The sequence below is a fragment of the Microvirga arvi genome (genome assembly GCF_016892765.1).
GTDB classification, from domain to species: Bacteria; Pseudomonadota; Alphaproteobacteria; order Rhizobiales; family Beijerinckiaceae; genus Microvirga; species Microvirga arvi.
This window is the reverse complement of sequence record NZ_JAFEMD010000009.1, coordinates 100,288-126,410: the sequence shown is the minus strand read 5'-3', so window position 1 is coordinate 126,410 and position 26,123 is coordinate 100,288. Positions and strand designations below refer to the sequence as shown.

Here is a 26,123-nt window from a genome sequence, read left to right as displayed (position 1 = left end):
CTAAACAAAGAGGGATAAGTAACTTTGCGCACATTGATCGATATCTATTTAGAACTTTTTATTGACATAGTTACATATAATAGGGTTACAAAAGGTGGCGTAACGGAAAGCGACACCTTAGGGGCGTCTCAATACCCATAAGAGTAATGAGCAACGTGGGCCTCCCGGCCTAACTATAATGAGATACTCTTGTGGGGCCGTACCCCGACATCGCAGCCATCGCCAAGTGGCTACCACTGTGCTAGGTGATAGCCTTGCACAATGGCACTGCAATCAAGCCGGCGCCGGTGACGTATGCGCCTAGGAAAGAAGACATGAAGCAGGCATCGAGAAATCGGGAAGAAAGCACAGAGGTCCAGGACGCTCTGCGATCCTGCCTTCCCTCATTCACGGGTGTTGCCGTCTTTTCGGCGGTGGTGAACCTTCTGGCCCTCACGGGCTCCATCTACATGCTCCAGGTTTACGACCGGGTGCTGTCGAGCCGCAACATCGCCACCCTGATCGGCCTCTCCTTGATCACCCTTGCGGCCTTTGCCCTCTCGGGCAGCCTCGACATGATCCGCAGCCGGATGCTGGCGCGCATCGGCGCCCGCTTCGACGAACTCCTGTCTCACCGGGTGTTCGACCTGGTGGCCACGATGCCGCTGAAGGGCGCCAAGCAGGCGGAGAGCATGCAGCCGATCCGGGATCTCGACACGATCCGCGGCTTCCTCTCGAGCTTAGGTCCCACAGCCCTCTTCGACATGCCCTTCATGCCGATCTTCCTCATCGGCTGCTTCATGATCCATCCCGGAATCGGCGTCCTGTCGGTCGCGGGCGGTGTCGTCATCATCTTCCTGACCATCTACACGGATGCCAAGAGCAAGGGCCCGTCCTACGAGGTGACGAAGAGCGGCGCCGAGCGTCATGCCATCGCCGAAACCAGCCGCCGCAATGCGGAGGCCATCCGCGCCAACGGCATGCTGGGCTTCCTCGCCAAGCGCTATGACGCAGTGCATGTCCGCCACGTCAACGACGGCCTGATGGCCAGCGAATCGTCTGCCGGCATCAGTGCCTTCGCCAAGGTCTTCCGCATGGTGCTCCAATCGGCCGTTCTCGGTCTTGGCGCCTATTACGTCATCCAGGGCCAGATGTCGGGCGGCCTGATGATCGCGGGCTCGATCCTGATGTCCCGCGCCCTGGCGCCGATCGAAATCGCGGTGGCGCACTGGAAGGGCTTCACCGCCTCCCGCCAGGCCTATCGCCGCCTCGCGCACATCATGTCGCTCGTGCCGGCCCAGGGTCAGCGCATGCCGCTGCCCGCGCCGAAGTCGACCCTCCTGCTCGACGAGGTCTATGTCGGCGCCCCGGGCGCCCCGCTGCCGATCGTCCAGGCTGCCAGCTTCCAGCTCCAGGCGGGCCAGGGGCTGGGTCTCATCGGTCCCAGCGCCTCGGGCAAGTCGACGCTCGCCCGCGCCCTCGTCGGCGTGTGGCCGACCCTGCGCGGCGAGATCCGCCTCGACGGCGCGGCCCTCGACCAGTGGGAGCCGGATCCGCTCGGCCGGAACATCGGCTACCTGCCGCAGGACGTGGAGCTCTTCGAAGGCACCATCGCCGAGAACATCGCCCGCTTCCAGCCCGATGCGAAGCCGGACGATGTCATCGCCGCGGCGCAGACGGCGGGCGCCCATGAGCTCATCCTCAACCTGTCCGACGGCTACGACACCCGCATCGGCGAAGGCGGAGCCTCCCTGTCGGGTGGCCAGCGCCAGCGCGTGGCGCTTGCTCGCGCCCTCTATGGCAACCCGTTCCTGGTCGTGCTCGACGAGCCGAATGCCAGCCTCGACGGCGCCGGCGACGAGGCTCTGAACCAGGCGATCCTGTCAGTGAGGAAGCGTGGCGGCGTCGTGGTCGTCATCACGCACCGCCCGGCCGCTCTCGGCCAGGTCGATCAGGTCGCCATCATGGAAGAGGGTCGGATCAAGGCCGTCGGCCCGCGCGACGAGGTCCTGCAATCCGTCATGAAACGCAATGCGGCGCCGGCCCCCGTGCGCCCGCAGCAGGCGCCGGCCGCCCAGGCTGCTAACCTGCGAGAGGTTGGTTAAATGTTGGTCATTCAAGCTCCCGAGAAGAAGCCCTCTGTGCATCAGCGGATCCTGCGCCAGTCCGCCGTTGCGGGCGTGACCCTGATCGCCCTGTTCGGCGGCACGATCGGCCTGTGGGCCGCCACCTCGACCCTGTCCGGCGCTGTGGTGGCCGGCGGCCAGTTCGTGGTCGATACCAGCGTCAAGAAGATCCAGCACTCGACCGGCGGCATCGTCGGCGAGCTGAAGGTCAAGGAAGGGGATCGCGTCTCCCAGGGCGATCTCCTGGTCCGCCTGGACGAGACGGTGACCCGCGCCAACATGCAGGTCGTGTCGAAGCAGCTCGATGAATATCTCGGCCGCCAGGCTCGCCTCGAGGCGGAGCGTGACGGCTTGTCCGAAGTCCTGATGCCGCCTGAATTCGCCAGCCGGCTCAATGAACCGGCCGTTCAGAAGATCATGTCCTCCGAGCGGACGCTGTTCACGGCACGCCGCGCCTCGCGGGACGCGCAGAAGGACCAGCTCAAGAAGCGCATCACCCAGTCCCGGGACGAGATCACGGGCCTGAAGGCTCAGCAGCAGGCGAAAGTCCGCGAAGCCGAGCTGATCGTGGACGAACTGAAGGGCGTTCGCGACCTCTATCAGAAAAACCTGGTCCCGCTCACGCGCCTGAACGCGCTGGAGCGCGATGCCGCCAGCATCGAAGGCCAGCGCGGCCAGCTCATCGCAGCCGTCGCTCAGTCCGAGAGCCGCATCGCCGAGACCGAGTTCCAGATCATCCAGATCGATGAGCAGATGCGCGCCGAGGCGATGCAGGAGCTGCGCGAGATCCAGGGCAAGGTCGCCGAGTACACCGAGCGGCGCGTGGCAGCGGAAGACCAGCTCAAGCGCATCGACATCCGTGCGCCCAGCGACGGCTATGTCCACCAGCTCAACGTCCACACCATCGGCGGCGTGATCTCGCCGGCGGAGCCGGTGATGAACATTGTTCCGGTGAACGACAAGCTCGAGCTCGAAGCCAAGGTTCTCCCGAACGAGATCGATCAGGTGAAGCTCGGACAGAAGGCCACGGTGAAGGTCCACGCCTCCAACGCGCGCAACATGCCGGACCTGCACGGCTCCGTCAGTCGCATTTCAGCGGACGTGTCGCGGGACCAGCAGACCGGCACCACCTTCTATACGATCCGGATCGAGCTGCCGCAGCACGAGATCAAGAAGCTCGAAAACCTGCACCTCATTGCAGGCATGCAGGCCGAAGTCTTCGTCGAGGTCAACGAGCGCACGCCGTTCGAGTACTTCTTCAAGCCCATGCAGGAGCAGATCGCCCGCGCCTTCCGCGAGCATTGATCCCTCGTTTCATATCCTGATGAACCGCGGCCGGTGCAGACAGCACCGGCCGCGGTTTTCATTTGAATTCCCGTCTGAACCTCCATCCAGCCGCGCTCAAGCCTGGAAAGTTCCGCAAGCAAACCCATAACAGGGGCGAAGGCCGCGTCCTGCCTGCGGCCTTCCATCGAAGAAACCTTGTCCACCGCGAGGGCTCGACCGCTTCGATGACGCTGTCGGTCTTCTTGAGGAACTGAGCATTTTGAGGATCATCCTCCGCTTCGGCGGCATCGCATTGCTGGTGGCAGGCATCGTCATCCTGGCGGTGCTGCCCTTTGCGACATCCTTCGTAGAGCAATGGTCGCGCCGCGACGTCGAACTGCGATCACGTCTGGTGTTCAACTCCGTCCGTGACCAGGTCACGGGACTTCTCGTGCGCAATGACGCTCAGCAGGTGTCCGGCCTGTTCGAGCGGATCGCCTCCGACGAGCGCGTGATGGCCATCGGCTATTGCGACGGTCAGGAGCTGCGCTTCCCGACGGCCAGCATGCCCAAATCCTTCTCCTGTGCGGAGGCGTCCCGCTCCGATGCGGAGAGCTTCTCCACCGTCAGGAACCAGGACCATAACATCCTAGTCAGCTCCTTTCCGCTGAATGCCGGCGGGCGGTCGGGGCACCTCGTCGTCCTGCACGACCTGAGCTATGCCGATCAGCGGGGAGGGGAGGCGAGAAACTACCTGTTCCTGGCCCTGGCAGGCGTCGCCTTCGGGGCGGCGGCCTTGGCGGCCATGATCGCGGCCTTCATCATGCGGCGGTGGCTCGCCTCGATCCGGCAGGCGCTGGAGAGCGCCCGCGCGGGCAATGCGCAGCCACAGGTCGAGGAAAACATCATTCCTCTCGGCCAGGAGATTCGAGACGTGCTCCAGGAACTGGAGTCTTCCCGGCGGACGATCGATGCCGCGCACACGGATTGGAGTCCGGACACCTTGAGGGCTGCGCTCGCCAACGAATTGTCCGGCTCCGAGGTCATCGTGGTGTCGAACCGCGAGCCCTACATCCATAACCGCACCGAGAGTGGGGAGATTTCGCTCCAGATCCCCGCAAGCGGCCTCGTCTCGGCCCTGGAGCCGGTGGTGCGCGCCTGCGGCGGCACCTGGGTCGCCCATGGCAGCGGCACTGCGGACCGGGAGACGGTGGATGCCAACGACCGGGTGCCCGTTCCGCCGAATCACCCATCCTACAGCCTGCGCCGGGTCTGGCTCTCGGAAGAGGAGCAGGACGGCTATTACTACGGTGCCGCCAACGAGGGCCTCTGGCCGCTCTGCCACATCGCCTTCGTGCGTCCGATTTTCCGCGAGGCGGACTGGCAGCTCTACCGCTCGGTGAACGAGAAGTTCGCCGATGCGATCGTGACTGAAGCCAAGCGCGAGGACCCGATCATCCTGGTGCAGGATTATCATTTCGCGCTTCTGCCGCGCATGATCCGCGACCGGCTGCCCCAGGCGACCATCGTCACCTTCTGGCACATTCCCTGGCCCAACGCCGAGACCTTCGGCATCTGCCCCTGGCGGGAGGAGATCATCGACGGGCTGCTCGGTTCCTCGATCCTCGGCTTCCACACCCAGGCCCATTGCAACAACTTCCTGGACTCGGTCGATTCCTTCGTGGAAAGCCGCATCGACCGGGAAAAGGACTCGGTGTTCTTCGGCGGGGAGGAAACCCTGATCCGCCCCTACCCGATCTCCATCGAATGGCCGCCGACGGCCATGGAGGGGCAGAAGCCGGTGGAGGAATGCCGCCGGATCGTGCGGGAGCGCCTCGGCCTGTCGCCGGACATGCGCATCGGCGTCGGCATCGAACGCTTCGACTATACGAAGGGCATCCTCGACCGCATGCAGGCGATCGATGCCCTGATCGGCGAGCATCCCGAATGGCGGGGCAACTTCACCTTCGTGCAGGTTGCGGCTCCGACGCGCAGCAAGCTCGCCAATTACCGTCTGCTCCAGGAGGAGGCGGAGGCCCTGTCTCGCGAGATCAATGAGAAATATGGCGGCAACGGATACGAGCCCATCAAGCTTCTCATCCGTCATCACGAGCCCGACGAAGTCTTCGAACTCTTCCGCGCTGCGGATCTGTGCATCGTGTCGAGCCTTCACGACGGCATGAACCTCGTGGCCAAGGAGTTCGTGGCCGCCCGCGACGATGAGCAGGGCGTGCTCATCCTCTCGGCCTTCGCAGGCGCCTCCCGCGAGCTGTCGGAGGCTCTGATCGTCAACCCCTACAATGCCCATGCCATGGGCGAGGCCATCAACCGCGCCCTGACCATGGCACAGCCCGAGCAGCGCGAGCGGATGCGGCTGATGCGCGATCAGGTCAAGGAGCGCAATGTCTATCGCTGGGCCGGGCAGATGCTGCTGTCCGCATCGCGTCTGCGCAAGCAGCAGCGGATCAGGCGGCTGATCGCCAAGGGACGGCGGCGGGCGGCGGCCGATGCGTGAGATCTCAGCAAAGCAAGGACATATGCCGGCGAAGAATGGAGGCTATGCTCTCTTCCTCGATTTCGACGGAACCCTCGTCGACATCGTCGACCGGCCCGACGCGGTCACGGTCGATCCGGGTTTGCCGGAGGTTCTCACGAAGCTGCAAGAGCGGCTCGGCGGCGCGCTCGCCATCATCAGCGGGCGCCCCATCGCGTTCCTCGACGGGCGATTCGTGCCGCACGAGTTCGACATGGCCGGCCTTCACGGGCTCGAGCAGCGCATCTCCGGAACGCTGTCCATGTGCGACCCGGACGATCATCCTGCCCTGCGCGACATGGTGGAGCGCCTGGGCAGGATCGTGGCGGACAAGGAGGGAATTCTCATCGAGGACAAGGGCTGCTCCGTCGCCATTCACTGGCGGCTCGCTCCGCATGAGAAGGAGTTCGCTCTCGCCACCGCCCATGCGGCCATCGAGGCTTTGGGCAGCGATTACCGTGTTCAGCACGGCAAAGCTGTGGCAGAAATCCTTCCCTCGGCGGCCGGGAAGGGCAAGGTGATCGAGCGGTTCCTGCACGAGCCTCCCTATAAGGGAAGGCGTCCGATCTTCGTAGGGGATGACTTGACCGACGAGAACGGGTTCAAGACCGTGAATGCCCATGGCGGCCTGTCGGTGCGCATCGGTGCAGGCGAGACCATTGCCCAGGTGCGTCTTGGAACGCCTGCGGATTTGCGACATTGCCTGTCCACATGGGCTCTAGAAGGATCTCTGCCTTTCAAAGAGGATGATTGTTGACATGAGTTCATTGGACCTTGCCGTCATCGGCAATTGCACGATTTCGGCGCTGGTGGATCGCCGCGCGCAGATCGTCTGGAGCTGCTTTCCCCGCTTCGACGGTGACCCGGTCTTCTCCGCCCTGCTCGACAGCCCTGAAGGCGGGAGCGATGCGGACCAGAAGGGGGTCTTTGCCATCGACATGGTCGGCATCGTCTCTTGCGAGCAGAGCTATCTCGAGAACACGGCCGTGCTCGTGTCCCGCATGACGGATTCCTTTGGTAACATTCTGGAAGTCACCGATTTTGCGCCGCGCTTCAAGCATTACGACCGCACCTTCCGCCCGCCGATGCTGATCCGCCGGGTCCAGCCGCTGAAGGGGCGCCCGCGCATCCGCGTGCGGCTGCGGCCCCATTACGACTGGGGCGGTTGCCCGCCGAACCTGACCCGCGGCAGCAACCATCTGCGCTTCGTCGGACCGGCCTATTCGCTGAGGCTCACCACCGATGCATCCGTGTCCTACGTGCAGGACGAGCGGCCTTTCGTGGTGGACCGGCCGATGTCCTTCTTCTTCGGGGAGGACGAGCCGCTTCGCTCCGAAACGGATTCCACATCCCGTGCCTTCCTCGACAGCACCGTCGATTTCTGGCGCGACTGGGTACGCTCTTTGTCCATTCCCTTCGACTGGCAGGAGGAAGTGATCCGCGCCGCGATCACGCTCAAGCTGTGCAACTATGAGGAGACGGGCGCCATCGTGGCGGCGCTGACCACCTCAGTGCCGGAGGCGCCGCACACGAAGCGCAACTGGGATTACCGCTATTGCTGGCTGCGCGACGCCTATTTCGTGATCCAGGCCCTCAACCGGCTCGGCACCACGAAAACGATGGAGGAATACCTCACCTACATCACCAACATCGTCGACGACATGGAGGCTATCCCTAACCAGAAGGACATGCCGCCGCTGTTCAGCATCACGCGCTCCCCCGATCTCGAGGAGCGGGAAGCAACGGCCCTAGCAGGGTATCGCGGGATGGGGCCCGTGCGCGTCGGCAACGCGGCCTATACGCAGATCCAGAACGATGCCTATGGCAGCATCGTTCTAGCCTCGGTCCACGCCTTCCTGGACAAGCGCCTGATCCGCACCGGCAACCGGGCCCTGTTCTCCCATCTGGAAAAGCTGGGGCAGCGGGCGATCGAGGTCTTCGACCAGCCCGATGCGGGCCCCTGGGAGCTGCGCACCAAGGCGGCTGTGCACACCTTTCCGAGCGTGATGTGCTGGGCCGCCTGCGACCGGCTCATCAAGATCGCCGAAGCGATGGGCCGCGAAGACCGGGCTTCCTTCTGGCGCGAGAATGCCGAGCACATGCACCGGGTCATCAACGAGCGGGCGTACAATCCGACAACGGGAACCTTCGTCTCCTCCTTCGACGGCGAGGATCTCGACGCGACGCTTCTCCTCCTGGCCGAGCTGGATTTCGTGAAGCCGGACGATCCGCGCTTCATCGCCACCGTGGAGGCCGTGGGGACGAAGCTGCGGCGCGGCGACCTGCTGCTGCGGTATGATGTGGAAGACGATTTCGGGCTCATGCACACGGCTTTCATGATCTGCGGCTTCTGGTACGTGGACGCCCTGAGCGCCATCGGACGCAAGGAGGAGGCAAAGGAGCTGTTCGAGCACATCCTGAGCCTGCGCAACTCCTTCGGCCTCTTCTCCGAGGATGCGGATTTCACGACCGGGGAGCTGTGGGGCAACTTCCCCCAAACCTATTCCATGGTCGGTCTCATCAACTCGGCCGTGCGCCTGAGCCGGAGCTGGGAAGAAGCGGTCTGATCCTCAGGATCGGGTGCGAAAGGCGGAAAGGACGATAGGCTTCGATGTTCGCATTTCCTGTTCTTCTCGGCGATATCGGCGGCACCAACGCGCGCTTCGCCGTTCTGCCTGCGCCCGGAGAACCCGTTCAGCTTCTGCCGCGCACGCTGACGGCGCAGACGCCGGATCCGGTCGGCGCCATCAGGATCGCGCTCGAAGCCTACCGGGGAGCGACCCCCCGCTCCGCCATCATCGCGGTCGCGACCCGGGTGGACGCGCCCGCCATCCGTCTCACCAATGCCCATTGGGTGATCGATGCCGAGGCCATCGGCCGGGCGCTCGATCTTGAGCGCGTGACCCTCGTCAACGACTACACGCCGGTCGCAGCCTCCGTCACGGTCCTCGACGAGGCGAAGGGCGATCTCGCGGCCCTCGGGACCTTCACGCCGGCCAGGTCCGGGCCGCGCGTGGTGCTGGGTCCGGGCACCGGCCTCGGGGCAGGCGCCCTAGTGCCGGTGGAGGATCGCTTCGCGATCCTTGCGACCGAGGCGGGACACATGGAGTTCGGGCCGATCACCGACGAGGAAACCGCCCTCTGGCCGCATCTGGAACGGGTCGGCGGGCGGGTTTCGGGAGAGGTCGTGCTGTCGGGTCCGGGCCTGTTCCGCATCGCCAGGGCTCTTTCCGCCCATCGCTGCGTCGCGTGCCCGTTCACGATGCCCAACGACGTCCTGGCCGCGGCCCGCGAGGGCAACGATCTCGCCAAAGATGCGCTGGCCCTGTTCGCGCGCTTCCTCGGGCGCTTCGCCGGCGATCTGGCGCTGACCTTCGAATCCTCCGGCGGCGTCTTCATCGCGGGCGGCATCGCGCCCCGGATGATCGACATTCTCCAGGCCGGCGATTTCCGGGGGGCCTTCGACCACAAGGCGCCCCACGATGCCTGGGCGAGGAAGGTGCCGGTCTACGCCATCGTCAATCCGGAGCCGGCCCTGCAGGGACTGGCTGCCATCGTGACGAATCCCGAGCGCTTCGTCTTCCAATCGCAAGGGTGGCAGGCTACCTGAGGGGCCTGCCGAGATCATGCGCGAGCCTCCACGAGGCCTCGCCTTAACCTGCTGATTGGTGATGAGAACAGAACAGATCGCCCTTGCTCCGCTCGCGCCCGGAGCCGACCTCTCCCTGACCGTCCAACACTTCGGCACGGAAGGCGCCCGCCCGCGCATTCATGTCCAGGCCTCGCTCCATGCGGACGAGATCCCCGGCATGATCGCGGCCCACCACCTGCGCGAGCGCCTCACCGCCCTTGAGAGCGAAGGCCGGATCACGGGCGAGATCGTGCTCGTGCCCTCCGCCAATCCCATCGGCCTTGCCCAAAGGGTGCTCGGCGACCATATCGGCCGCTTCAACCTTTCCGACGGCATCAACTTCAACCGGGGCTATCCGGACCTCGTGCCGAAAGTTGCCGAGCGCATCGAGGGCAAGCTCACGAAGGACGGCGAGGCCAATGTACGCCTCATCCGCGAGGCCCTGCAGGCGGAGTGTGATGCCTGGGAGCCGTCCAATCCGGCCGAGGTGCTGAAGAAGACCCTGCTCGGTCTCGCCCAGGGTGCGGACGTCGTGCTCGACATGCATTGTGACGCCGAAGCCGTGGTGCATCTCTACACCCATACCCGCTCGGCGGAGGCGTTCGCCCCGCTCTCTGCCCTGATCGGCGCCTATGCCTATCTGCTCGCCGACGTGTCGGGCGACGAGCCCTTCGACGAGGCTTGCAGCCGCCCCTGGGCGGAGCTGGCAGACCGTTTCCCGGCCCATCCCATCCCGTTCAGCTGCCACTCGACCACCCTGGAGTTCCGGGGCGAGCGGGACGTGAGCCATGAGACGGGGCAGGCCGATGCGGCTGCGATCATCGATTACTTGACTTTGCGCGGGGCGATTGCGGGTGAGGCGCCGCAGGTGCCGGAGCCGCTGTGCCAGCCCACGCCGCTCGCAGCCTCCGAGCCGGTCCAGGCTCCCGCCTATGGCGTCCTGGTCTTCCGGACCGATGCGGGGGCGCGGGTGAAGGAAGGCGATGTGATTGCCGAGGTCATCGATCCGCTGACGGGCGTCACAGCCGAAACCAAGGCGCCGTGCGACGGCGTGATGTTCGCCCGCATCGCCCAGCGCTTCGTGACCCGGGGCATGCGGATCGCCAAGGTCGCCGGCACCGAGGCACGGAGGACAGGCAAGCTTCTGAGCGCGTAAAAAGAAAGGCCGTCCCAAAGGACGGCCTTTCCATTGTCGGTTCCACGGCCCTTAAGGAGCCGTTCCTTGACGTGCGTTACGCACCAATCTCGGCAGAGGCCAAGATCCAGGTCACGGCAACCGGGGACCGTAGGGTATGACAATGAGACACTGGATCACCTCCTTTCGTTGTTGACGGGAGAACCGAATGTAAGGGTGATCGTGGATCGTTCAACCGCGCCACCCGTCTCATCTTCACGTCAGTGCTGTGGCGGGCTGTCGCATGGATTAGGCATCGCTTCCTGACATAACACTTCAGCTCCGGTGTTTACCTTTGCAGAAGGTTGATGAGGATCCATCGTCTGCGAAGTGGATCGGACACCATAGGCTCATGTATGAGCTTATGCTCGACCTGCAACACGGCTGAAAGACCGGGTATTGGTTGGGGGCTTGAGTGTTTATTCTTCGAAATAAGATTATTGTCTGCAGCATTGCCTGCCTGGGATTGTCTCAATTCGTCACGCAGAGCAGCAAGGCTCAGTCGAATGCGGCGGGAGTCTTCGGTCTGATCGGTGGGATGATTGCCGCCGCGCAGATGCAGGCTGCGAAGGAGGCGTGGGCCGGACAGCCTGAGATGCGCCTCTATTGTGCGCAAAAGGCGCTGGCCCGCCACGACGTCACCATTCCTGCGCTGATCCAGAACGGCGTGATGCCGAGCGATCCCCGATTGGCTCCCATCGGCAGCGAGTGCGCCAAATTCGAGCCCGGAAACCTGAAAGCCAGTTACCGGTGCAACGCGCTGGATGAAAACGGCGCAACAGTCGTCTCGACCTGCAACCAGTCTTTCGGGCAGACGGACAGCTCCGGTCGCGCGCAGGTGACCGACCTGCGTACGGCCATCGATCTCTACTTCTCGAACGGATCGTTTCTGCTGGTGGATGTCGAAAGCGATTCCGGCCGGCAGCAGCGCTATCGCCAGGCCGAGCGCCAGCGTCTGATCGCGGACCTGAATGCCCTACGCGGCAGCGTGGAGGGTCTTCAATCGTCCCGGTCGGAGAGCGTTCGCGCGGAGGCGCAGAAGCTCGCGAAGCGGATTGCATCCGCATCGGGTCCCAAGGCTGTGATTTCGGCTAGTGATGTCGAGGCGATCCGGCGCGACTACAAAGCGCTTGCCGGTTTCGCCGAGAGTGACAATGCCCGCTTGGCGGCGCTGGACAGTCTCGGTGCGGCCCGCTCGCGCGCCGAGCAGAAGCTGTCGGGCGAGATCTCGCAGGAGATTCACGACGATTTCGGCGCCCTGCAGGTGAAATACGCGGAAATCACGCAGGAAGCCCCTCCCGTCTTCACGATCGAGAAGGCGCAACTCGCGATCGGCCCGACCTATGATTGCACGAAGGCCAAGGATCCGCTCGGAAAGATCATCTGTTCCGACAAGGAACTGAGCCGCCTGGATGTCGACTTGCTGCGCCCCTACTATGTGGTCCGCTTCAGCGCGCCGGATCAGCGGAGTACTCTCAAGCAGGAAGCCGTCGCGTTCACGCAAGCGGTCCTCCAGACCTGCGCCATTCCCGAGAAGGGAACGGTGTCAAGCGCAGCCATCAAGAAGGCTGTTCCCTGCGTTGCGGCCGAGTATCGTCGTCAGCGCGATCAGTGGCAGGCCCAGATGGCGCAATCGGCGCCATTCTCTGCGCGTGAAGAGACGGGCCGTCCTCTCGACGAGCATGTTCAGCTCCAGAAGCTTCTCCAGGAGATCGGATACATTCCGGCAACGGAGAAGGCGGACGGTATCTATGGTGCGGGGACACGCACGGCGATCAGCAATTTCCAGACCGCGGAAAACATTGCTGTCGACGGGCTTCTCTCGGACGAGACGGCACAGCGTCTGCTTCAAAGGGGCGCGCAGACCATGGCAGGTGGGATTGATCCCTCGGCGCAAGGACAAGCAGTTCGTCTCACGGAGCTGACGAAGAGCTATAAGGATGTTGCAGGTCGTATTGATCAATTTCGCGCAGAGCGTGCGAGAGAGAAGCAGTTGATTGCGACGCTGGCTGAGGCGGAAGCCTATGCATCGCAAAAGATGTCTCTTCCGCTGCCGGCAAAAACTATCGCGTTGCTGACAGGAATGAAGGACGAGATCGCTCAGGTTAGAACCAATCCTGGCATGGCAGCTCTCGAGCATGCCGTTGCTACCTTCAAACAGGCGAAGGCCTCGACGGACGAAGCCGTGATGGTTCTGAACGCAACGACGGACAAGAACCGCTTCTTGGTCGAGGGCGAGCAGAGCGAGATTCTGGTTCTCTACAACGACGGCGACAAGGCTCCCTCTCTCACAAAGAATCTCAAAGGAGATCTCGTCTTTATTGGGAACAAGCCGTCGCTCTGCCAGCGGCATGATGGAAGTCCGGAGATCGGCAAGGCCCGGCTTCTGAATGGGCACTTTGCCCGATACGGGCAATCCTTCACCTTCCCGCTGCCACGTTGCGATATCGGCAACCTGAAGGCCTACGACGTGATTGTTGCGGTCCGTCAGGCACTAGTCTCGGAAAAGGCTGCTGATATTGCAGACGTTCTTTCAGCCATCGACTCGGGAGCATTCAAGCTCATGTTCTCTGTGACGGATCAGGACCTGAACGCCGCACTTCAGGCTGAGACCGCTCGGGTACTTGAGATCGAGAAGGGTGTCGAAGACGGGTCAATCAAGGGTCTTGGCTTCGCGATGCTGAAGAACGACTCGAAAGAGGTATGCCTGGCCATCGACGGCAGCGAGCGCGAGGCCCACGCGTTGCTTCTGACGCCCCACATGACGCGGCTCACCGAGGAGATGAAATCCACTCCTGCTATGAAGATCACCCCCATCGAGGAGTCCTTCATCGCGGCAAAGCGTGGCCAATGCGGCGCCATCTATGCGAGGGAGAACGATCTCAAATCCCTAACGGGAGCACTTCGCCGTGATCAAGTAGCCTTCCGCTATCTGCCAATCCTCATTGATCCGGATCAAGTCGCCAAGGCGCGCGAGCAGGCAACGACAAACGTGACCGCTCAGAGCCAGCCGAGCGCTGTGACGAGGCAGTCCGGCGCCGGTGTTAATCCTGCCCCTAGCGAAGGCTCGGGTTCAGGCATCAGTGGCCCCAAAGCAGTGGTGATAATGCCTGGGGCATCGGAGGCTGAAATTCCCCAGGACCAATATCGAAAACTGTGCAGATCGGTTTCAAAGAGTGACTTCGACTCCAAGTGCAAAGGCAAGAAGATCGTCTGGAGCGGTTCCGTTGCCGGTAAATACTCTGATGATTACGGCGGCTCACTGAGAGTGGATGTTGAGGATGGATCATATGATCTCTTGATGTCTCGTCCGCAAATGGACCCGGAAGATCTCTACTTCAATGGGAGGGCGCGGAGATCGTTTTCTCTGGCGTGATTGAAAAGTCGAACTCCGTCTATGACGACATCTCAAGCGTAAAGATTATCGCCGTTAACAAAACAGCTCGGATTGTTTATGAGGAAGCCGAAGCAAAGCTTCGTGAGAAGATGGCGAAGGACAAAAAGCTGATCGAAGAGTGCAAGCCGCTGCTAAGAGCGTTCCTTTTCAATGGGGACCGGAGCCAGACGTCAGGTTTCGAAGACGATATGAAAGTCCATAGAACCTCGAAGGGTGACTATACCGTCGGAACCTTCACCTCCATTTTAGAAATGGCGAGGACAGAGAATCTCTGGGGGAATGATTTGGTGAATGCTCCCATATCTACGCGCCTCAAATACTTCTATTCCGGAGGCTGCGTCGTTAAGCCTGACGGCAGCCTGAAGCCCTATAAACACAAGGGACTGTTCGATATTCATCTCCACAGCTACTAGCCCCTACGGTTGTGGGATTGGGGAGTTGGAGCGCCGGCCCCGCTTTGTGGGCGTAACTGCCAGGTACTAGGGCGTCTTTCCCGGGTGGGCAACCACCAAGGCCGGTTCCCTATTAGGCCTCCTGGAGGCGGCAACAGGGTGTGACACTCGTGATCTTCTTTCACAGTTGACGGGCAGCCCCCATATAGGGTGAGAAGAGACCAGCGAGAGGGGCGGGCGCCATGGCGTTCCGCCCCCGTCTTCGTTCCGAGAGATAACCAAGCGCCATGACCGATCTTCCGGCTCCCGTGGGCCGCCGCCGAACCTTTGCCATCATCTCCCACCCGGACGCGGGCAAGACCACGCTTACCGAAAAGCTCCTGCTCTTCGGAGGCGCGATCCAGCTCGCCGGCGAGGTGAAGGCCAAGAAGAACCGCGTCTCGACCCGCTCCGACTGGATGGGGATCGAGAAGGAGCGCGGCATCTCGGTGGTGACCTCGGTCATGACCTTCGAATATGGCGACTGCGTCTTCAACCTGCTCGACACGCCGGGCCACGAGGACTTCTCGGAGGACACCTACCGCACGCTGACCGCTGTGGATTCGGCCATCATGGTGATCGACGCGGCCAAGGGCATCGAGGCACGCACCCGCAAGCTCTTCGAAGTCTGCCGCATGCGCGACATCCCGATCGTGACCTTCATCAACAAGATGGACCGCGAGGCGCGCAATCCCTTCGACCTCCTCGACGAGATCGAGAAGACGCTGGCGCTCGACACCTCGCCTGTGACCTGGCCGATCAGCCAGGGCAGGAGCTTTGCCGGCACCTTCGATCTGCGCCGCAACATGGTCCGCCGCATCGACACGGACGAGGAGCCGACGGCGGTCTCCGGACCCGACGATGCAAAGCTTCTAAACCTGCTCCCGCCGGAAGAGGTGGAGGCCTGGCAGGAGGAGGTCTTCCTCGCGCAGGAAGCCTGCAAGCCCTTCGATTTGGAAGCCTTCCGCGAAGGTCATCTTACGCCCGTGTTCTTCGGCTCGGCTCTGCGCAATTTCGGTGTGCGCGATCTCATCGATTCGCTGGCCGAATACGCGCCGCCGCCGCGGAGCCAGGAGGCCGACAAGCGCCTCGTCGAGGCAGGCGAGAGCCGCATGACGGGCTTCGTGTTCAAGATCCAGGCCAACATGGATCCGAACCACCGCGACCGCATCGCCTTCATGCGCATCTGCTCAGGCAAGCTCCAGCGTGGCATGAAGGCGAAGCTCGTGCGCACCGGCAAGCCCATGAGCCTGAACTCGCCGCAATTCTTCTTCGCCCAGGACCGCGCCATCGCGGACGAGGCCTGGGCCGGCGATGTGGTCGGCATTCCGAACCACGGGACGCTGCGCATCGGCGATACGCTCACCGAGGGCGAGGACATCATCTTCCGCGGCGTGCCGAGTTTCGCGCCGGAAATCCTGCGCCGCATCAAGCTGCAGGATGCCATGAAGGCCAAGAAGCTGCGCGAGGCGCTGCAGCAGATGGCGGAGGAGGGCGTGGTGCAGCTCTTCGTGCCGCAGGATGGCTCCGGCGCCATCGTCGGCGTCGTCGGCGCGCTGCAGCTCGACGTGCTGAAGGAACGGCTTTCCGCCGAATACGGCCTGCCGATCGACTACGATCCGACGCGCTTCTCCATCTGCCGCTGGATCACGGCGGACGATCCGCGGGAACTCGACAAGTTCATCGAGGGCCACCTGTCGGCCATGGCGCGCGATCTCGACGATGCGCCGGTGTTCATGGCGCCGAACCAGTTCAACCTTCAATACGAGGTCGACCGCTACAAGGCGATCCAGTTCTCGGACGTGAAGGACTATCAGAAGAAGGCGGCCTAAGGCCTCAAGCTTTCTTTCGCTGTACTATTCTCAGACATTAAAGTCTGGCTCATGAATTCCAGCGTCTGAGCGATGAAGAACATGCTCCTTCTCCCTCCCCCTTGTGGGGAGGGCTTAAGGGTGCCTCAGGCTTCGAGCTGGTTCAGCGGCAGGTCGATGCGCACCTGCAGGCCCTCGGGCCGCCAGTCATAGGAGATGGCGCCGCCGAGCTGGTCCTGCACACTCCGGCGCGCGAGCTTCGAGCCGAAGCCCTCCGTGCTCGGTGCGCCCTGGATCGCCGGCCCGCCTTCCTCCTGCCATGTGAGCGTGAGCATCACGCCCCGCGCCCAGGTGACCCTCAGGCGGCCCTCGGGAACCGAGAGGGCCCCGTACTTCGAGGCGTTGGTCGCAAGCTCGTGCAGCACCAGCGTCAGGATCGTTGCAGCCTTTGGGCCGATCGGCACCGGCGGCCCCTCCAGAATCATCGGGGAGGGCGCGCCCTGGTTGATGTGCGGTGCCAGGATGGCCTCGACGATCTTGTCGACCGAGGTCTCGCCGTCCGTCGGCTCGCTGCCCGTGATCGCAGGGCGGATCAGCTCATGCGCGCGGGCCAGGGCCTCGATTCGGCCACGAAGGGCGGCCGCCATCTGCTTCGGCGTCTCCGCCGTTCGCGCCGTGAGGGCTATCATGCCGCTCGTCATAGCGAAGAGGTTTTTGACCCGGTGATTGAGCTCCTGCACCAGGAGCTGCCGGACCTCCTCGCTCCTGCGGCGCTCGGTGATGTCGATGATCGTTCCGAGAACGCGGGCAGGTTTCAGTTCGCCGTTGACGATCTCGTAGAGCATGCGACCGCGGCTGAGGATCCAGCGGACGTCTCCGTCAGGGCGTATGATCCGGTGCTCGACCTGAAGCTGCCCTCCCGAGCGCGGATCGCTCAAGGATCCGACGCTGCTCACCACGTGCTCGCGATCCTCCGGATGAATGGCCGCGTACCAGAACTCATAGGTTGCAGGCTCGTTCTTCGGAAGGCCGAAGATGTCCTTCTGCCGGTCCGACCAAAAGGTCTCGCCCGTCTGCGCATTCCATTCCCACAGGCCCATCTCCGTCGCCTCGACGGCAAGCGCCAGACGCTCATTGTGGAGTGCGATCTCGCGGGCCTTGGTCTCGGCTTCGCTGCGCGCTCTGACACGCTCGCTTACATGGGCGGCAAGAGCCAGGATGCCGCTGACCTGATCGCCCGCATCGCGGACCGGCAGCAGCTTGATGTCCCAATAGGTGGTTGCGCCCGGCGTGAGGACGAGGGGATGATCCTTCAGCTCCTGAGGCTCGCCCGTTTGGTACACTTTTTCCCGCAAGGCCCGAAGCTCGGGGGTGTACCGCTCGCCCATCACCTCCTGCACCGTCTGGCCGGTCAGGTCCTCGTCCGGAGCCGACAAGGCCGACCGGAACAGGCGGTTGGCGAAGGCGAATTGCTGGTTCGCCCCAAGCGTCACCGCGATCGCCAGCGGCACGTTCTCCAGAAGCTCGGAAAGAGCCTCCCGGCTGAAACTGTCTGCTCCTCCCTTGAGGCGAATCTCATCGAGTCCATAGGCCCAAGGCTGAGAGGGACTCACGCTGACATCCTTTACGAAAGCACACGAAGGAAGGGCGACAATGCCATGATGATATTGCGTTCGTAATATTGTTCTAGGCTGTCAACTTGCTTTGTCCAGCCACATCTGGGGCATCCAGCGGGGCCCTGGACGGAGCTTTCTCCGGAAACTGCGCCTGCACCTGGGCGATATCTGCTAGGGAAGGAAGGCTCGCCTCGTTGCCGAGATGCTGGATGGCATGGGACGAGGCCCCGCGGGCGAAGAGGAAGTGCTCGCGCCAGGGAAGCTCAGGCCGCGCCATGGCGGAATAGACATAGGCGCCATGGAAGATGTCGCCGGCGCCGTTCGTATCCACCACCTTCTCTGCCGGAACGTCGAGAGCGGGCAGGACGCCCTCCTGACCGGTCTCGTCGTACCAGACGAGGCCGCGCTCGCCCAAGGTCACGCCGCCGATCTTGCAGCCGCGGCTCTTGAGATAGCCCAGCATTCCGGCCGGCGTGAGATCCATCTGCTCGCATAGGCGCTCGGCCACGATGGCGACATCGATGAATTCCAAGAGCTCATGGGTGTTGGAGCGCAGGCCGCCGCCGTCGAGCGAGGTGAGGATGCCCGTCTCGCGGCAGATCTTGGCGTAATGCATGGCGGCATCGGCCTGGTGGCCGTCGAGGTGGAGGGCCTTGCAGCCTTGAAGATTCAGCGGCGGCACCGGGTGCAGGTAGTGGTCGTCGCGGCAGCGGACGATGGCGCGCTTGCCGCCCCTCGGCATGATGAAGGACAGGGAGGACTCGTGGACCTTCCGGTGGTGGACCGAGATGCCGTACTTCGCCGCCATGTCGATGAACATGCGGCCGAGCCAGTCATCGGCGATCGACGTGAGGAGGTCCGGCGGAAGCCCGAGCTTGGCACAGGCGAAGGCGGCGGTGACCGCATTGCCGCCGAACGAGATCGCATAATCCCGCGCCACGGTCTTCTCGTCGCCGGTGGGCAACTCGTCCGCCAGGAAGGTCACGTCGATATAGGTCTGGCCCACGAAAAGAGCATGCATCGCTAAAACGTCTCGGGTCTATCTGCACTTCGACGCGAAGTCTTGGACGAGCGGGGCTGATTAAGCAAGGTCTTGCGGGCTGGTCAGAGACGTTGCGGCCATACCTCTCCCCGGTGGGGAGCGACCGAAGGCGAGGCGGAAAGTCGGAACGATGCACCTTATCCAGAAGATGCGAGGGCTGCCGCAGAACCCCTCTCCCGGGTGGGAGAGGGGCAGGGGTGAGGGTGAGACACTTCACCAGCTGAACGTCGCCATCTCCGCCGCGGTCGCAGACCTCAGCACTTCATCCGGCACTGGCCTTCCCTCACCCCAGCCCTCTCCCAGCCGGGAGAGGGAGGATCGCTCAATACGGCCAACCCTCACCCCGTCTTCTCGTAAGGAGAAACACGCGGCGCTAGGCTTTCTGGATCTCATCACGCCCTGTTGAGCGTCGCCGCAAGCCGCGCGGCCGTCAGGGCGGCATCCAGATCGGTTGCGATGAACTCGACGGGTGCGACAAGCTCCTTGCGGAAGGCACTGGAAACGACCGGATGCAGGCGTGCGCTGCCGCCCACCAGGGCCACCGGCCGGGGGCCGAGGCGCTTGATCAGGCTGTTGGCGAGACGGGCCAGCTCCCCGCCTGCTTCCCTTAAGATACGCAGCGCGGTTGCATCGTCGGCATAGGCCGCCTCGCCCACCGCCCTAGCCAGTGAGCCGATCTTGCCCCGGTCGCCGCCATAGACGAAGGAGCGCACGATGTTCCAGTCGGTGCCGCCGAGCGCCCTGGCCAGGCAGGTGCCGAGCGTCGTCGTCCAGCCTTCGCCGGGGCTTTCCTCCTCGGCCCGCAAAACCGCCTTCAGGGCCTCGCGGGCGATCCAGAAGCCAGAACCGCCGTCGTCGATGAGGTTGCCGCGTCCGCCGACCCGGATCACTTGCTTGTCCTCGGACAGGTAGTAGCCGATGGAGCCGGTGCCGCTATAGACCAGGATGCCTTCGCCCAGCGCAAAGTAGGCCAGATAGGCGATCCACATGTCCTCGGCGACGAAGACCTTGTCGAGCGGGAGCTCGAAGATTTCCGCGAACAGGGCACGCATGGTGGCTTCCGCCGGGGTGTCGCGGGTCAAGCCCGTGATGCCCGCGATGATGCCGAGGGGCTTTCCCGTCTTCAGCAACGCCTGCGCCATGTCGAGAACGATCTGCCGGGCGCGCTCTTCCGCTGCGGCAGAGAAGAGATGCCCGGTCAGGGGGGCAACCGAACCTTCGGCAACGCAGCGGCCATTCGCGTCCGCCAGCCGCCAGCGCGTGGCGGTCCCGCCCGCATCGATGCCCAGCCCCAGCCCCATGCGCCCACAGCCTTCTTTTCAGTGCCAGCTTTGTTAGGACGTCTTGGAGAGATCCGCCAGGGCTTTGCGCAGATTGCCATCGTAGCGTTCAAGGGCGCCTTGCGCCTCCGACGGGCTGGCGCCCATGGCGATGAGAACTGCAGTCTTCAGGTCGCCATCGGCCTTGCGGATAGCCTCGACGGCGGTGGCGTCGTCGCAATCGGTGATCTGCGAGACCATGATCTCGCTGCGGCGGCGCAGTTTGGCGTTGGTCGCCCGCATGTTGACCATGAGGCCGCGATAGACCCGGTCCATCCGCACCATGATCAAGGTCGAGAGCAGGTTGAGGATGACCTTCTGCGCGGTACCCGCCTTCATGCGGGTCGAACCGGCGATCACCTCCTCGCCCGTATCGGCCAGGATCGGATGGGAGCAGACCTCGAGGATCGGGGCAGCCGGATTGTTGGAAATACCGATTGTCTGGGCGCCGCGTGCGGCAGCCTCTTTAAGGACCGCGATGGTGAAGGGCGTCCGGCCGCTGGCGGCCACGCCGATCACCACATCGTCAGGACCGATGTTGTTGTCGCGAATGCCGGCAATGCCGTCCTCCACCGAATCCTCGGCGTTCTCGACCGCCTGCATGATGGCGCCTTTGCCACCTGCGATCAAATAGACCACGCGATCGTCGGGCCAGTTGAAGGTCGGCGGCAATTCCGTGCCGTCCTGAACGCCGATGCGGCCCGAGGTTCCGGCACCCGCATAGACGAGCCGCCCGCCGCGGCGCAGGCGCTTGACGGCCTCTTCTGCCGCTGCCGCGATGGCAGGCAGCGAAGGCCTGACCGCCGCGACGGCGGAGAGCTGTCCCTCGTAGAACGCGGAGAGAACGTCGAGGCTGGGCCAGGTATCGAGATCCTGGTAGCGGGTACTGGAATGTTCTGTCGTCATTATGCCAACTTTCTTCCAGACCAGTATAGGACCAGTCGAGATCCGCAACAATCGCCCGCAGACGTCCGGGCGGGCCAGCGATCAAGTTTCTGTTGGCATCCTTAAAGTCACACGTGCCGGTCGAACAACGCGATCACCTGCTCGCCCGTTGCACGACGCAGGGGAAGGATCCCGCTGTCCTTGTGGCGGCTCGGATGGACCCGGTTGGTGAGAAGCGACCAGGCGAGCCCGCGCTCCCAATCGATCCATAGCCCGGTGCCCGTGAAGCCCGTATGGCCGATGGTGCCTGGAGAGCAGGCATCGCCGCCGTGCCAACCGGGATAGAAGCCTTCCCACCCGATCGTGCGCTTGTCCGACTCCCGCGTGCGGATGGCCTTGATGGAATCCGAGGAGAGAGCGGACCCGTCGAGAAGCGAATGAGCGAAGTCGAGCACCCCGTCGATGGTGCCGAAGAGTCCCGCATGGCCCGATGCGCCACCCAGCGCAAAGGCGTTCTCGTCATGCACCTCGCCTTTGATCACACGCCCGCGCCAGGTGTCTTTCTCCGTTGCTGCGCAAAGCTTCGGATCCGGCCGGAACGAAAACCTCTCCGGGAGCGGCTGATCGATCAGCGCCTCTCCCGTGATGCGCTCGATGGCGATGCCGAGCAGGATGAAGTTGATGTCGGAATAGACCGGCGGCCCCGGTTGCCAGACGCGTTGCAGGATGAAGGCGCGCAGCGTGTTCGGATCCTGCCCGTAGGTGTAGAGCGGCTCCACGGCCGGCAGATGCGTCTGGTGCGCCAGGCATTGACGGAAGGTGAGCCGTCGCTCGGCGGCGTTCATGTCGTATTGGCGCAGGTCCGGAATGACTGACACCAACGGATCGTCGAGTGCGATCCTGCCCTCCTCGACCAGTTTCAGGATGCGAGTGGTCGTGAAGATCACCTTCGTCAGCGAGGCGAGGTCGAACCATGTTTCACGGGAAACATTTTCGCGCACCGGCTCGATCTGCGCCAAGCCTGCCCATTGCACGGCGCGTTTGCCATCAGCGGTGACGATCCCGAGTACTGCGCCCGGGATTTTGCCGGCTTGGATGGATGCGTCGGCAGGCGCGAAGGCCTGCTCGAAGAAATCCGTCAGTGCCATGGTCGCCTCATGCCGCGCGGTGCAACTCGCCGCCGGGCATGGGATGCGGCACGCCCGTGGTCGTGGGCAGGCTCAAGGGCAAGCCGAGGGTCGACCTCACAGCGAGATAGCCGAACGCCTGCGCCTCAAGGAAATCGCCGTCCCAACCGACGCTCTCCACGGGATCGACCGCAACGCCCAGCTCCTCGTGCAGGCGTTTCATGAAATGCGCATTGCGTCGCCCGCCACCGGTCACGAGCCAGCGCTGCGGCGCGCGGGGAACATGACGCAGCGCTGCAACAACGGATTGCACGGTGAACTCCGCCAGGGTCGCTGCCCCGTCCGCATCGGAGAGAGCCTCCACGCCCTTGGCGCGGGCATGGAAATCCTGACGGTCGAGGGACTTGGGGGCCGGCCGATCGAAGAAGGGATTGGTCATGAATTCGGCAACGAGCGTTCCGTCCGCCGTGCCGGAGGCCGCCAGCTGTCCGTTCTCATCGAAGCTCAAGCCGCGGCGGCGCAGGACGAAATCGTCGAGCAGCGCGCTCGCCGGGCCGGTGTCGAAGGCGATGACCACGTCGCCATCGATGTAGGTGACGTTCCCGACGCCGCCAAGATTGAGGATCATGATCGGTTGCGTGAGATGGCTGGCGAGCGCGCGGTGATAGAGCGGAACGAAGGGCGCGCCTTCACCGCCCGAGGCGACATCCGCATGGCGGAAGCGATCAATGGTATCGATGCCGAAAGCCTCGGCGACCCTCGTGCCCAATCCGAGCTGGCGCGTGAAGCGGATCTCGGGTCGGTGATAAACGGTCTGACCGTGAAAGCCGATGAGCTTCACGTCCGTCGCAGCAATTCCGGTCTCTTCCATGAAACGCCTGATGGCAGTGATATGCGCGTCCGTCACGGCCTGCTCGAGGTCCTCCAGCGGCTCGCTCTGCGCCCGCGCCGGCTCGGCGATCAGAGCCTGGAGGGTTTTCCTCAAATTGTCCGGATAGGAGAAGGTGCGGCCGGGTCCCGGCTTCACGACCTTATCGCCATCCGTTTCAACGATCGACACATCGATGCCATCCATCGATGTGCCGCTGATCACGCCGATGGCTTTGACGATAGGGCGTTCCGACATCGATTTCTCCGGTTGTTCTGGTCTTGTGGTGGACCATAGCATAGCCAGGGAGCCGGTCCAGAGTGGTATGATATTGGACCATGACAGGTTGGCGGCAATGGCCTATAAATTGCTTTGCGGCTTCCAAGGGAGGAATAGACGTATGGTCAGGTCAGCTCTGCGCGGCGCAATCGGCGCAGGTTTCATGGTGGCGGCGATGGCCTCCGCCTCGGCTCAGGTTCTGGAAATCGGCGCGGATGCAGGCCCGACGGGTCTCGATCCGCATCTCATCACCGCATTCCCGAGCTTCATGGTGGTGAACGGCAACATTTATGAAGGCCTCACCGCCATCGACAAGGATCTGAAGACCGTCCCGGGACTGGCCGAGTCCTGGACCGCCGCGCCGGATGGCAAGAGTTATACCTTCAAGCTGCGCTCCGGCGTGAAATTCCACGACGGCTCCGACATGAATGCGGAGGACGTGGTGGCCACCATCAAGCGCGTGCAGAGCAAGGATATCGCTTCGCCTCTGGCGAGCCGTCTTGCTGCGGTGGAGAGCGCTAATGCAGTCGACGCCCAGACCGTCGAGCTGAAGCTCAAGGAGCCGTCCGCTGCGCTTCTGAGCTCGCTTGCCACCATCGCCATCGTGCCGAGCGCCATGGAGGCGAACAAGGACGCCCTGCAGAAGACCCCGGTCGGCACAGGGCCGTTCAAGTTCCAGGAATGGCAGCCGAACGGTTTTATCCTGCTCACCAAGAACGACGCCTACTGGGACAAGGGCCTGCCGAAGCTCGCCGGACTCAAGTTCAACATCGTGCCCGAATCGGCGACCCGTCAGGTCGGCCTGAGCAACGGACAATATGCGCTCCTGCCCAACATCGATGCGGCGACGGCCCTGCAGCTCAAGGGCAAGCCGAACGTGAAACTCGCCGAGACCATGGATCTCGCCTACACGCTCATCGGCATGAACGTGTCGAAGCCGCCCTTCGACAACCCGAAGGTGCGCGAGGCGGTGAACTACGCCATCAACCGCCAGGAAATCGTGGATGCGGCCCTCTTCGGCGCCGGCGTGCCGGGCGGCCCGCTCTCGCCGGGCCTGAAGTCCTGGGCGCTCAATGTAAGCCAGTTCGCCTGCTACAAGCCCGACCCGGCGAAAGCCCAGGCGCTTCTGAAGGAGGCGGGCGTCGCGACGCCGGTGGCCGTCACCCTGAAGGTCCTGCCGCGTCAGGACGTGAAGGACATCGCGCAGGTGGTGCAGGAGCAACTGAACAAGGCAGGCTTCAAGGTCGAGCTGATCAACCAGGAGCAGGGCCAGTTCATCCAGGATTGGCGCAACAGCAACTTCGACATGTTCGCTTCCATCAATGCCGGCCAGCCCGATCCGGATGAGTATTTCTACCGCACCTTCCGCACGGGCGGGTCGACCAACGTGTTCAAGTACTCGGATGCGGAGATCGACGGATTGCTCGACCAGGCCCGCAGCCAGCAGGATCAGGCGGCGCGCAAGACGGCCTATGACAAGGTGCAGCAGAAGCTCGCCTGCTCCGGCCCCGTAGCGCACCTGACCTACGGCACGCTGTTCTCGGCCATGAACAGCAAGCTGCAGGGCTATGACGTGATGCCGAACCGCTCGCTCATGCTGCTGCGCAACGCATCCTACTGAGCGGCTTCCACTGCCCGGCGCCGCACGAATGCGGCGCCGGGATTCTTTTTTCAAAGAGCCTGTCCGCATGAATCGCGTTCTGCTTGCCCGCCTCGTCGATCTCGTCATCGTCCTGTTCGGCGTGTCGGTGATCGTGTTTCTGATGATCCGCCTGATCCCGGGCGACGCGGTGGCGATCATGCTGGGGGCGAACACCGAGATCACGCCTGAGCGTATGGCGGAACTCAACCGCCGCGTCGGCCTCGACCGTCCCATCGTCGAGCAGTACCTGCTCTGGGCCGGTTCGGCTCTCCGCGGTGATTTCGGAACCTCCCTGTGGACGGGCCGGCCCGTGGCGGCCGAAATCCTCCTGCATTTGTGGCCGACGCTGGAACTCACGCTCCTCGCGCTTCTTGTTGGGGCCGTGCTGGCAGTGCCCATCGGCTGCCTGATGGCGCAGACCCGCGGCGGGGCGGCGGACGTCGCAATGCGCGTGACGTCGATCGCCGGTCTGACGATCCCCTCCTTCTGGCTCGGGATTGTGCTGATCCTGCTTCTCGCCACCTGGGCGCCGGGCTTCGCGTCGCTTGGCTATGTTCCGTTCTCCGAGGACCCGATCGGCAATCTCCAACGGATGACCCTGCCGGCGATAGCCTTGGCGCTGCCGATCCTTGCCAATCTCTCGCGCCTCGTGCGCTCGGCGATGCTCGATGCGCTCGGCCAGGACTATATCCGCACCGCCCGCGCCAAGGGTTTGGCCGAGCGCAAGGTCGTTTACAAGCACGCTCTGCGCAATGCGCTGATCCCGTTCCTCACCAGCGTCGGCATCATGACCGGGTATCTTCTCGGCGGCGCCATCGTGGTCGAGCAGGTCTTCGCGATCCCGGGCCTCGGCCGCCTCATCCTCGGAGCCATTGCCGAGCGCAACTATCCGCTGATCCAGGCAACCATTCTGGTCGTGACGGCGGGCTTCGTCATCGTGAACTTCCTCGTCGACCTGCTTTATATCGTCGTCGACCCTCGGGTGAGGGCCTAAAGT

At 63.4% G+C, this 26,123-nt stretch carries 18 protein-coding genes; 12 read left to right on the top strand and 6 right to left on the bottom strand.

What is annotated here, in order from left to right:
• Positions 1 to 314 precede the first annotated feature (314 nt).
• From ILT44_RS07955 to ILT44_RS07910, 10 genes are all read left to right on the top strand, one after another.
• Positions 315 to 2,084, top strand: coding sequence for a type I secretion system permease/ATPase (locus tag ILT44_RS07955; protein ID WP_204239044.1), 1,770 nt, complete (start codon positions 315 to 317; stop codon positions 2,082 to 2,084).
• Positions 2,085 to 3,410 carry an HlyD family type I secretion periplasmic adaptor subunit gene (locus tag ILT44_RS07950; RefSeq protein WP_204239043.1) on the top strand — a complete coding sequence of 442 codons (1,326 nt, stop codon included), beginning with the start codon at positions 2,085 to 2,087 and terminating at the stop codon, positions 3,408 to 3,410.
• A gap of 241 nt (positions 3,411 to 3,651) precedes the next feature.
• On the top strand, positions 3,652 to 5,886 hold the full coding sequence (locus ILT44_RS07945; RefSeq protein WP_204239042.1) for a trehalose-6-phosphate synthase: 2,235 nt from the start codon (positions 3,652 to 3,654) through the stop codon (positions 5,884 to 5,886).
• Between the two features lie 22 nt (positions 5,887 to 5,908).
• The gene (gene otsB / locus ILT44_RS07940; RefSeq protein WP_204239041.1) at positions 5,909 to 6,661 is read left to right on the top strand and encodes a trehalose-phosphatase; all 753 of its coding nucleotides are present in this window, start codon (positions 5,909 to 5,911) and stop codon (positions 6,659 to 6,661) included.
• Between the two features lies 1 nt (position 6,662).
• A complete protein-coding gene (locus tag ILT44_RS07935; RefSeq protein ID WP_204239040.1) occupies positions 6,663 to 8,471 on the top strand; it encodes a glycoside hydrolase family 15 protein in 1,809 nt (602 codons plus the stop codon).
• A gap of 74 nt (positions 8,472 to 8,545) precedes the next feature.
• The gene (locus ILT44_RS07930; protein WP_372441143.1) at positions 8,546 to 9,514 is read left to right on the top strand and encodes a glucokinase; all 969 of its coding nucleotides are present in this window, start codon (positions 8,546 to 8,548) and stop codon (positions 9,512 to 9,514) included.
• A gap of 61 nt (positions 9,515 to 9,575) precedes the next feature.
• Positions 9,576 to 10,691 (top strand): succinylglutamate desuccinylase/aspartoacylase family protein, encoded by a 1,116-nt coding sequence (locus ILT44_RS07925; protein WP_204239038.1) that lies wholly within the window; start codon positions 9,576 to 9,578, stop codon positions 10,689 to 10,691.
• Positions 10,692 to 11,124: 433 nt separating this feature from the next.
• On the top strand, positions 11,125 to 14,085 hold the full coding sequence (locus ILT44_RS31695; RefSeq protein WP_204239037.1) for a peptidoglycan-binding protein: 2,961 nt from the start codon (positions 11,125 to 11,127) through the stop codon (positions 14,083 to 14,085).
• Entirely contained in the window at positions 14,082 to 14,519 is a 438-nt protein-coding gene (locus ILT44_RS07915; RefSeq protein ID WP_204239036.1) for a hypothetical protein, read from the top strand. The genes ILT44_RS31695 and ILT44_RS07915 overlap by 4 nt, the downstream gene beginning before the upstream one ends.
• Before the next feature lie 266 nt (positions 14,520 to 14,785).
• A complete protein-coding gene (locus ILT44_RS07910) occupies positions 14,786 to 16,369 on the top strand; it encodes a peptide chain release factor 3 (protein ID WP_204239035.1) in 1,584 nt (527 codons plus the stop codon).
• Positions 16,370 to 16,494: 125 nt separating this feature from the next.
• Here the strand turns inward: ILT44_RS07910 and ILT44_RS07905 are convergent, their stop codons facing one another.
• From ILT44_RS07905 to ILT44_RS07880, 6 genes are all read right to left on the bottom strand, one after another.
• On the bottom strand, positions 16,495 to 17,961 hold the full coding sequence (locus ILT44_RS07905) for a sensor histidine kinase (RefSeq protein ID WP_204239034.1): 1,467 nt from the start codon (positions 17,959 to 17,961) through the stop codon (positions 16,495 to 16,497).
• A gap of 73 nt (positions 17,962 to 18,034) precedes the next feature.
• Positions 18,035 to 18,985 carry a sugar kinase gene (locus ILT44_RS07900; protein ID WP_204239033.1) on the bottom strand — a complete coding sequence of 317 codons (951 nt, stop codon included), beginning with the start codon at positions 18,983 to 18,985 and terminating at the stop codon, positions 18,035 to 18,037.
• A 413-nt stretch (positions 18,986 to 19,398) separates the two neighbouring features.
• Positions 19,399 to 20,307: an N-acetylglucosamine kinase gene (locus tag ILT44_RS07895; RefSeq protein ID WP_204239032.1), complete on the bottom strand. Its 909-nt coding sequence runs from the start codon at positions 20,305 to 20,307 to the stop codon at positions 19,399 to 19,401.
• Positions 20,308 to 20,340: 33 nt separating this feature from the next.
• A complete protein-coding gene (locus ILT44_RS07890) occupies positions 20,341 to 21,231 on the bottom strand; it encodes an N-acetylmuramic acid 6-phosphate etherase (RefSeq protein WP_204239031.1) in 891 nt (296 codons plus the stop codon).
• A 107-nt stretch (positions 21,232 to 21,338) separates the two neighbouring features.
• Positions 21,339 to 22,358: a serine hydrolase domain-containing protein gene (locus ILT44_RS07885; protein WP_204239030.1), complete on the bottom strand. Its 1,020-nt coding sequence runs from the start codon at positions 22,356 to 22,358 to the stop codon at positions 21,339 to 21,341.
• A gap of 7 nt (positions 22,359 to 22,365) precedes the next feature.
• Positions 22,366 to 23,463: an anhydro-N-acetylmuramic acid kinase gene (locus tag ILT44_RS07880; RefSeq protein ID WP_204239029.1), complete on the bottom strand. Its 1,098-nt coding sequence runs from the start codon at positions 23,461 to 23,463 to the stop codon at positions 22,366 to 22,368.
• A gap of 142 nt (positions 23,464 to 23,605) precedes the next feature.
• Here ILT44_RS07880 and ILT44_RS07875 point away from each other — a divergent pair, with 142 nt between their 5' ends.
• Both ILT44_RS07875 and ILT44_RS07870 read left to right on the top strand, forming a co-directional pair.
• Positions 23,606 to 25,105: an ABC transporter substrate-binding protein gene (locus ILT44_RS07875; protein WP_204239028.1), complete on the top strand. Its 1,500-nt coding sequence runs from the start codon at positions 23,606 to 23,608 to the stop codon at positions 25,103 to 25,105.
• A 67-nt stretch (positions 25,106 to 25,172) separates the two neighbouring features.
• Complete coding sequence (locus ILT44_RS07870; RefSeq protein ID WP_204239027.1) at positions 25,173 to 26,120, top strand: ABC transporter permease; 948 nt, start codon at positions 25,173 to 25,175, stop codon at positions 26,118 to 26,120.
• Positions 26,121 to 26,123 lie beyond the last annotated feature (3 nt).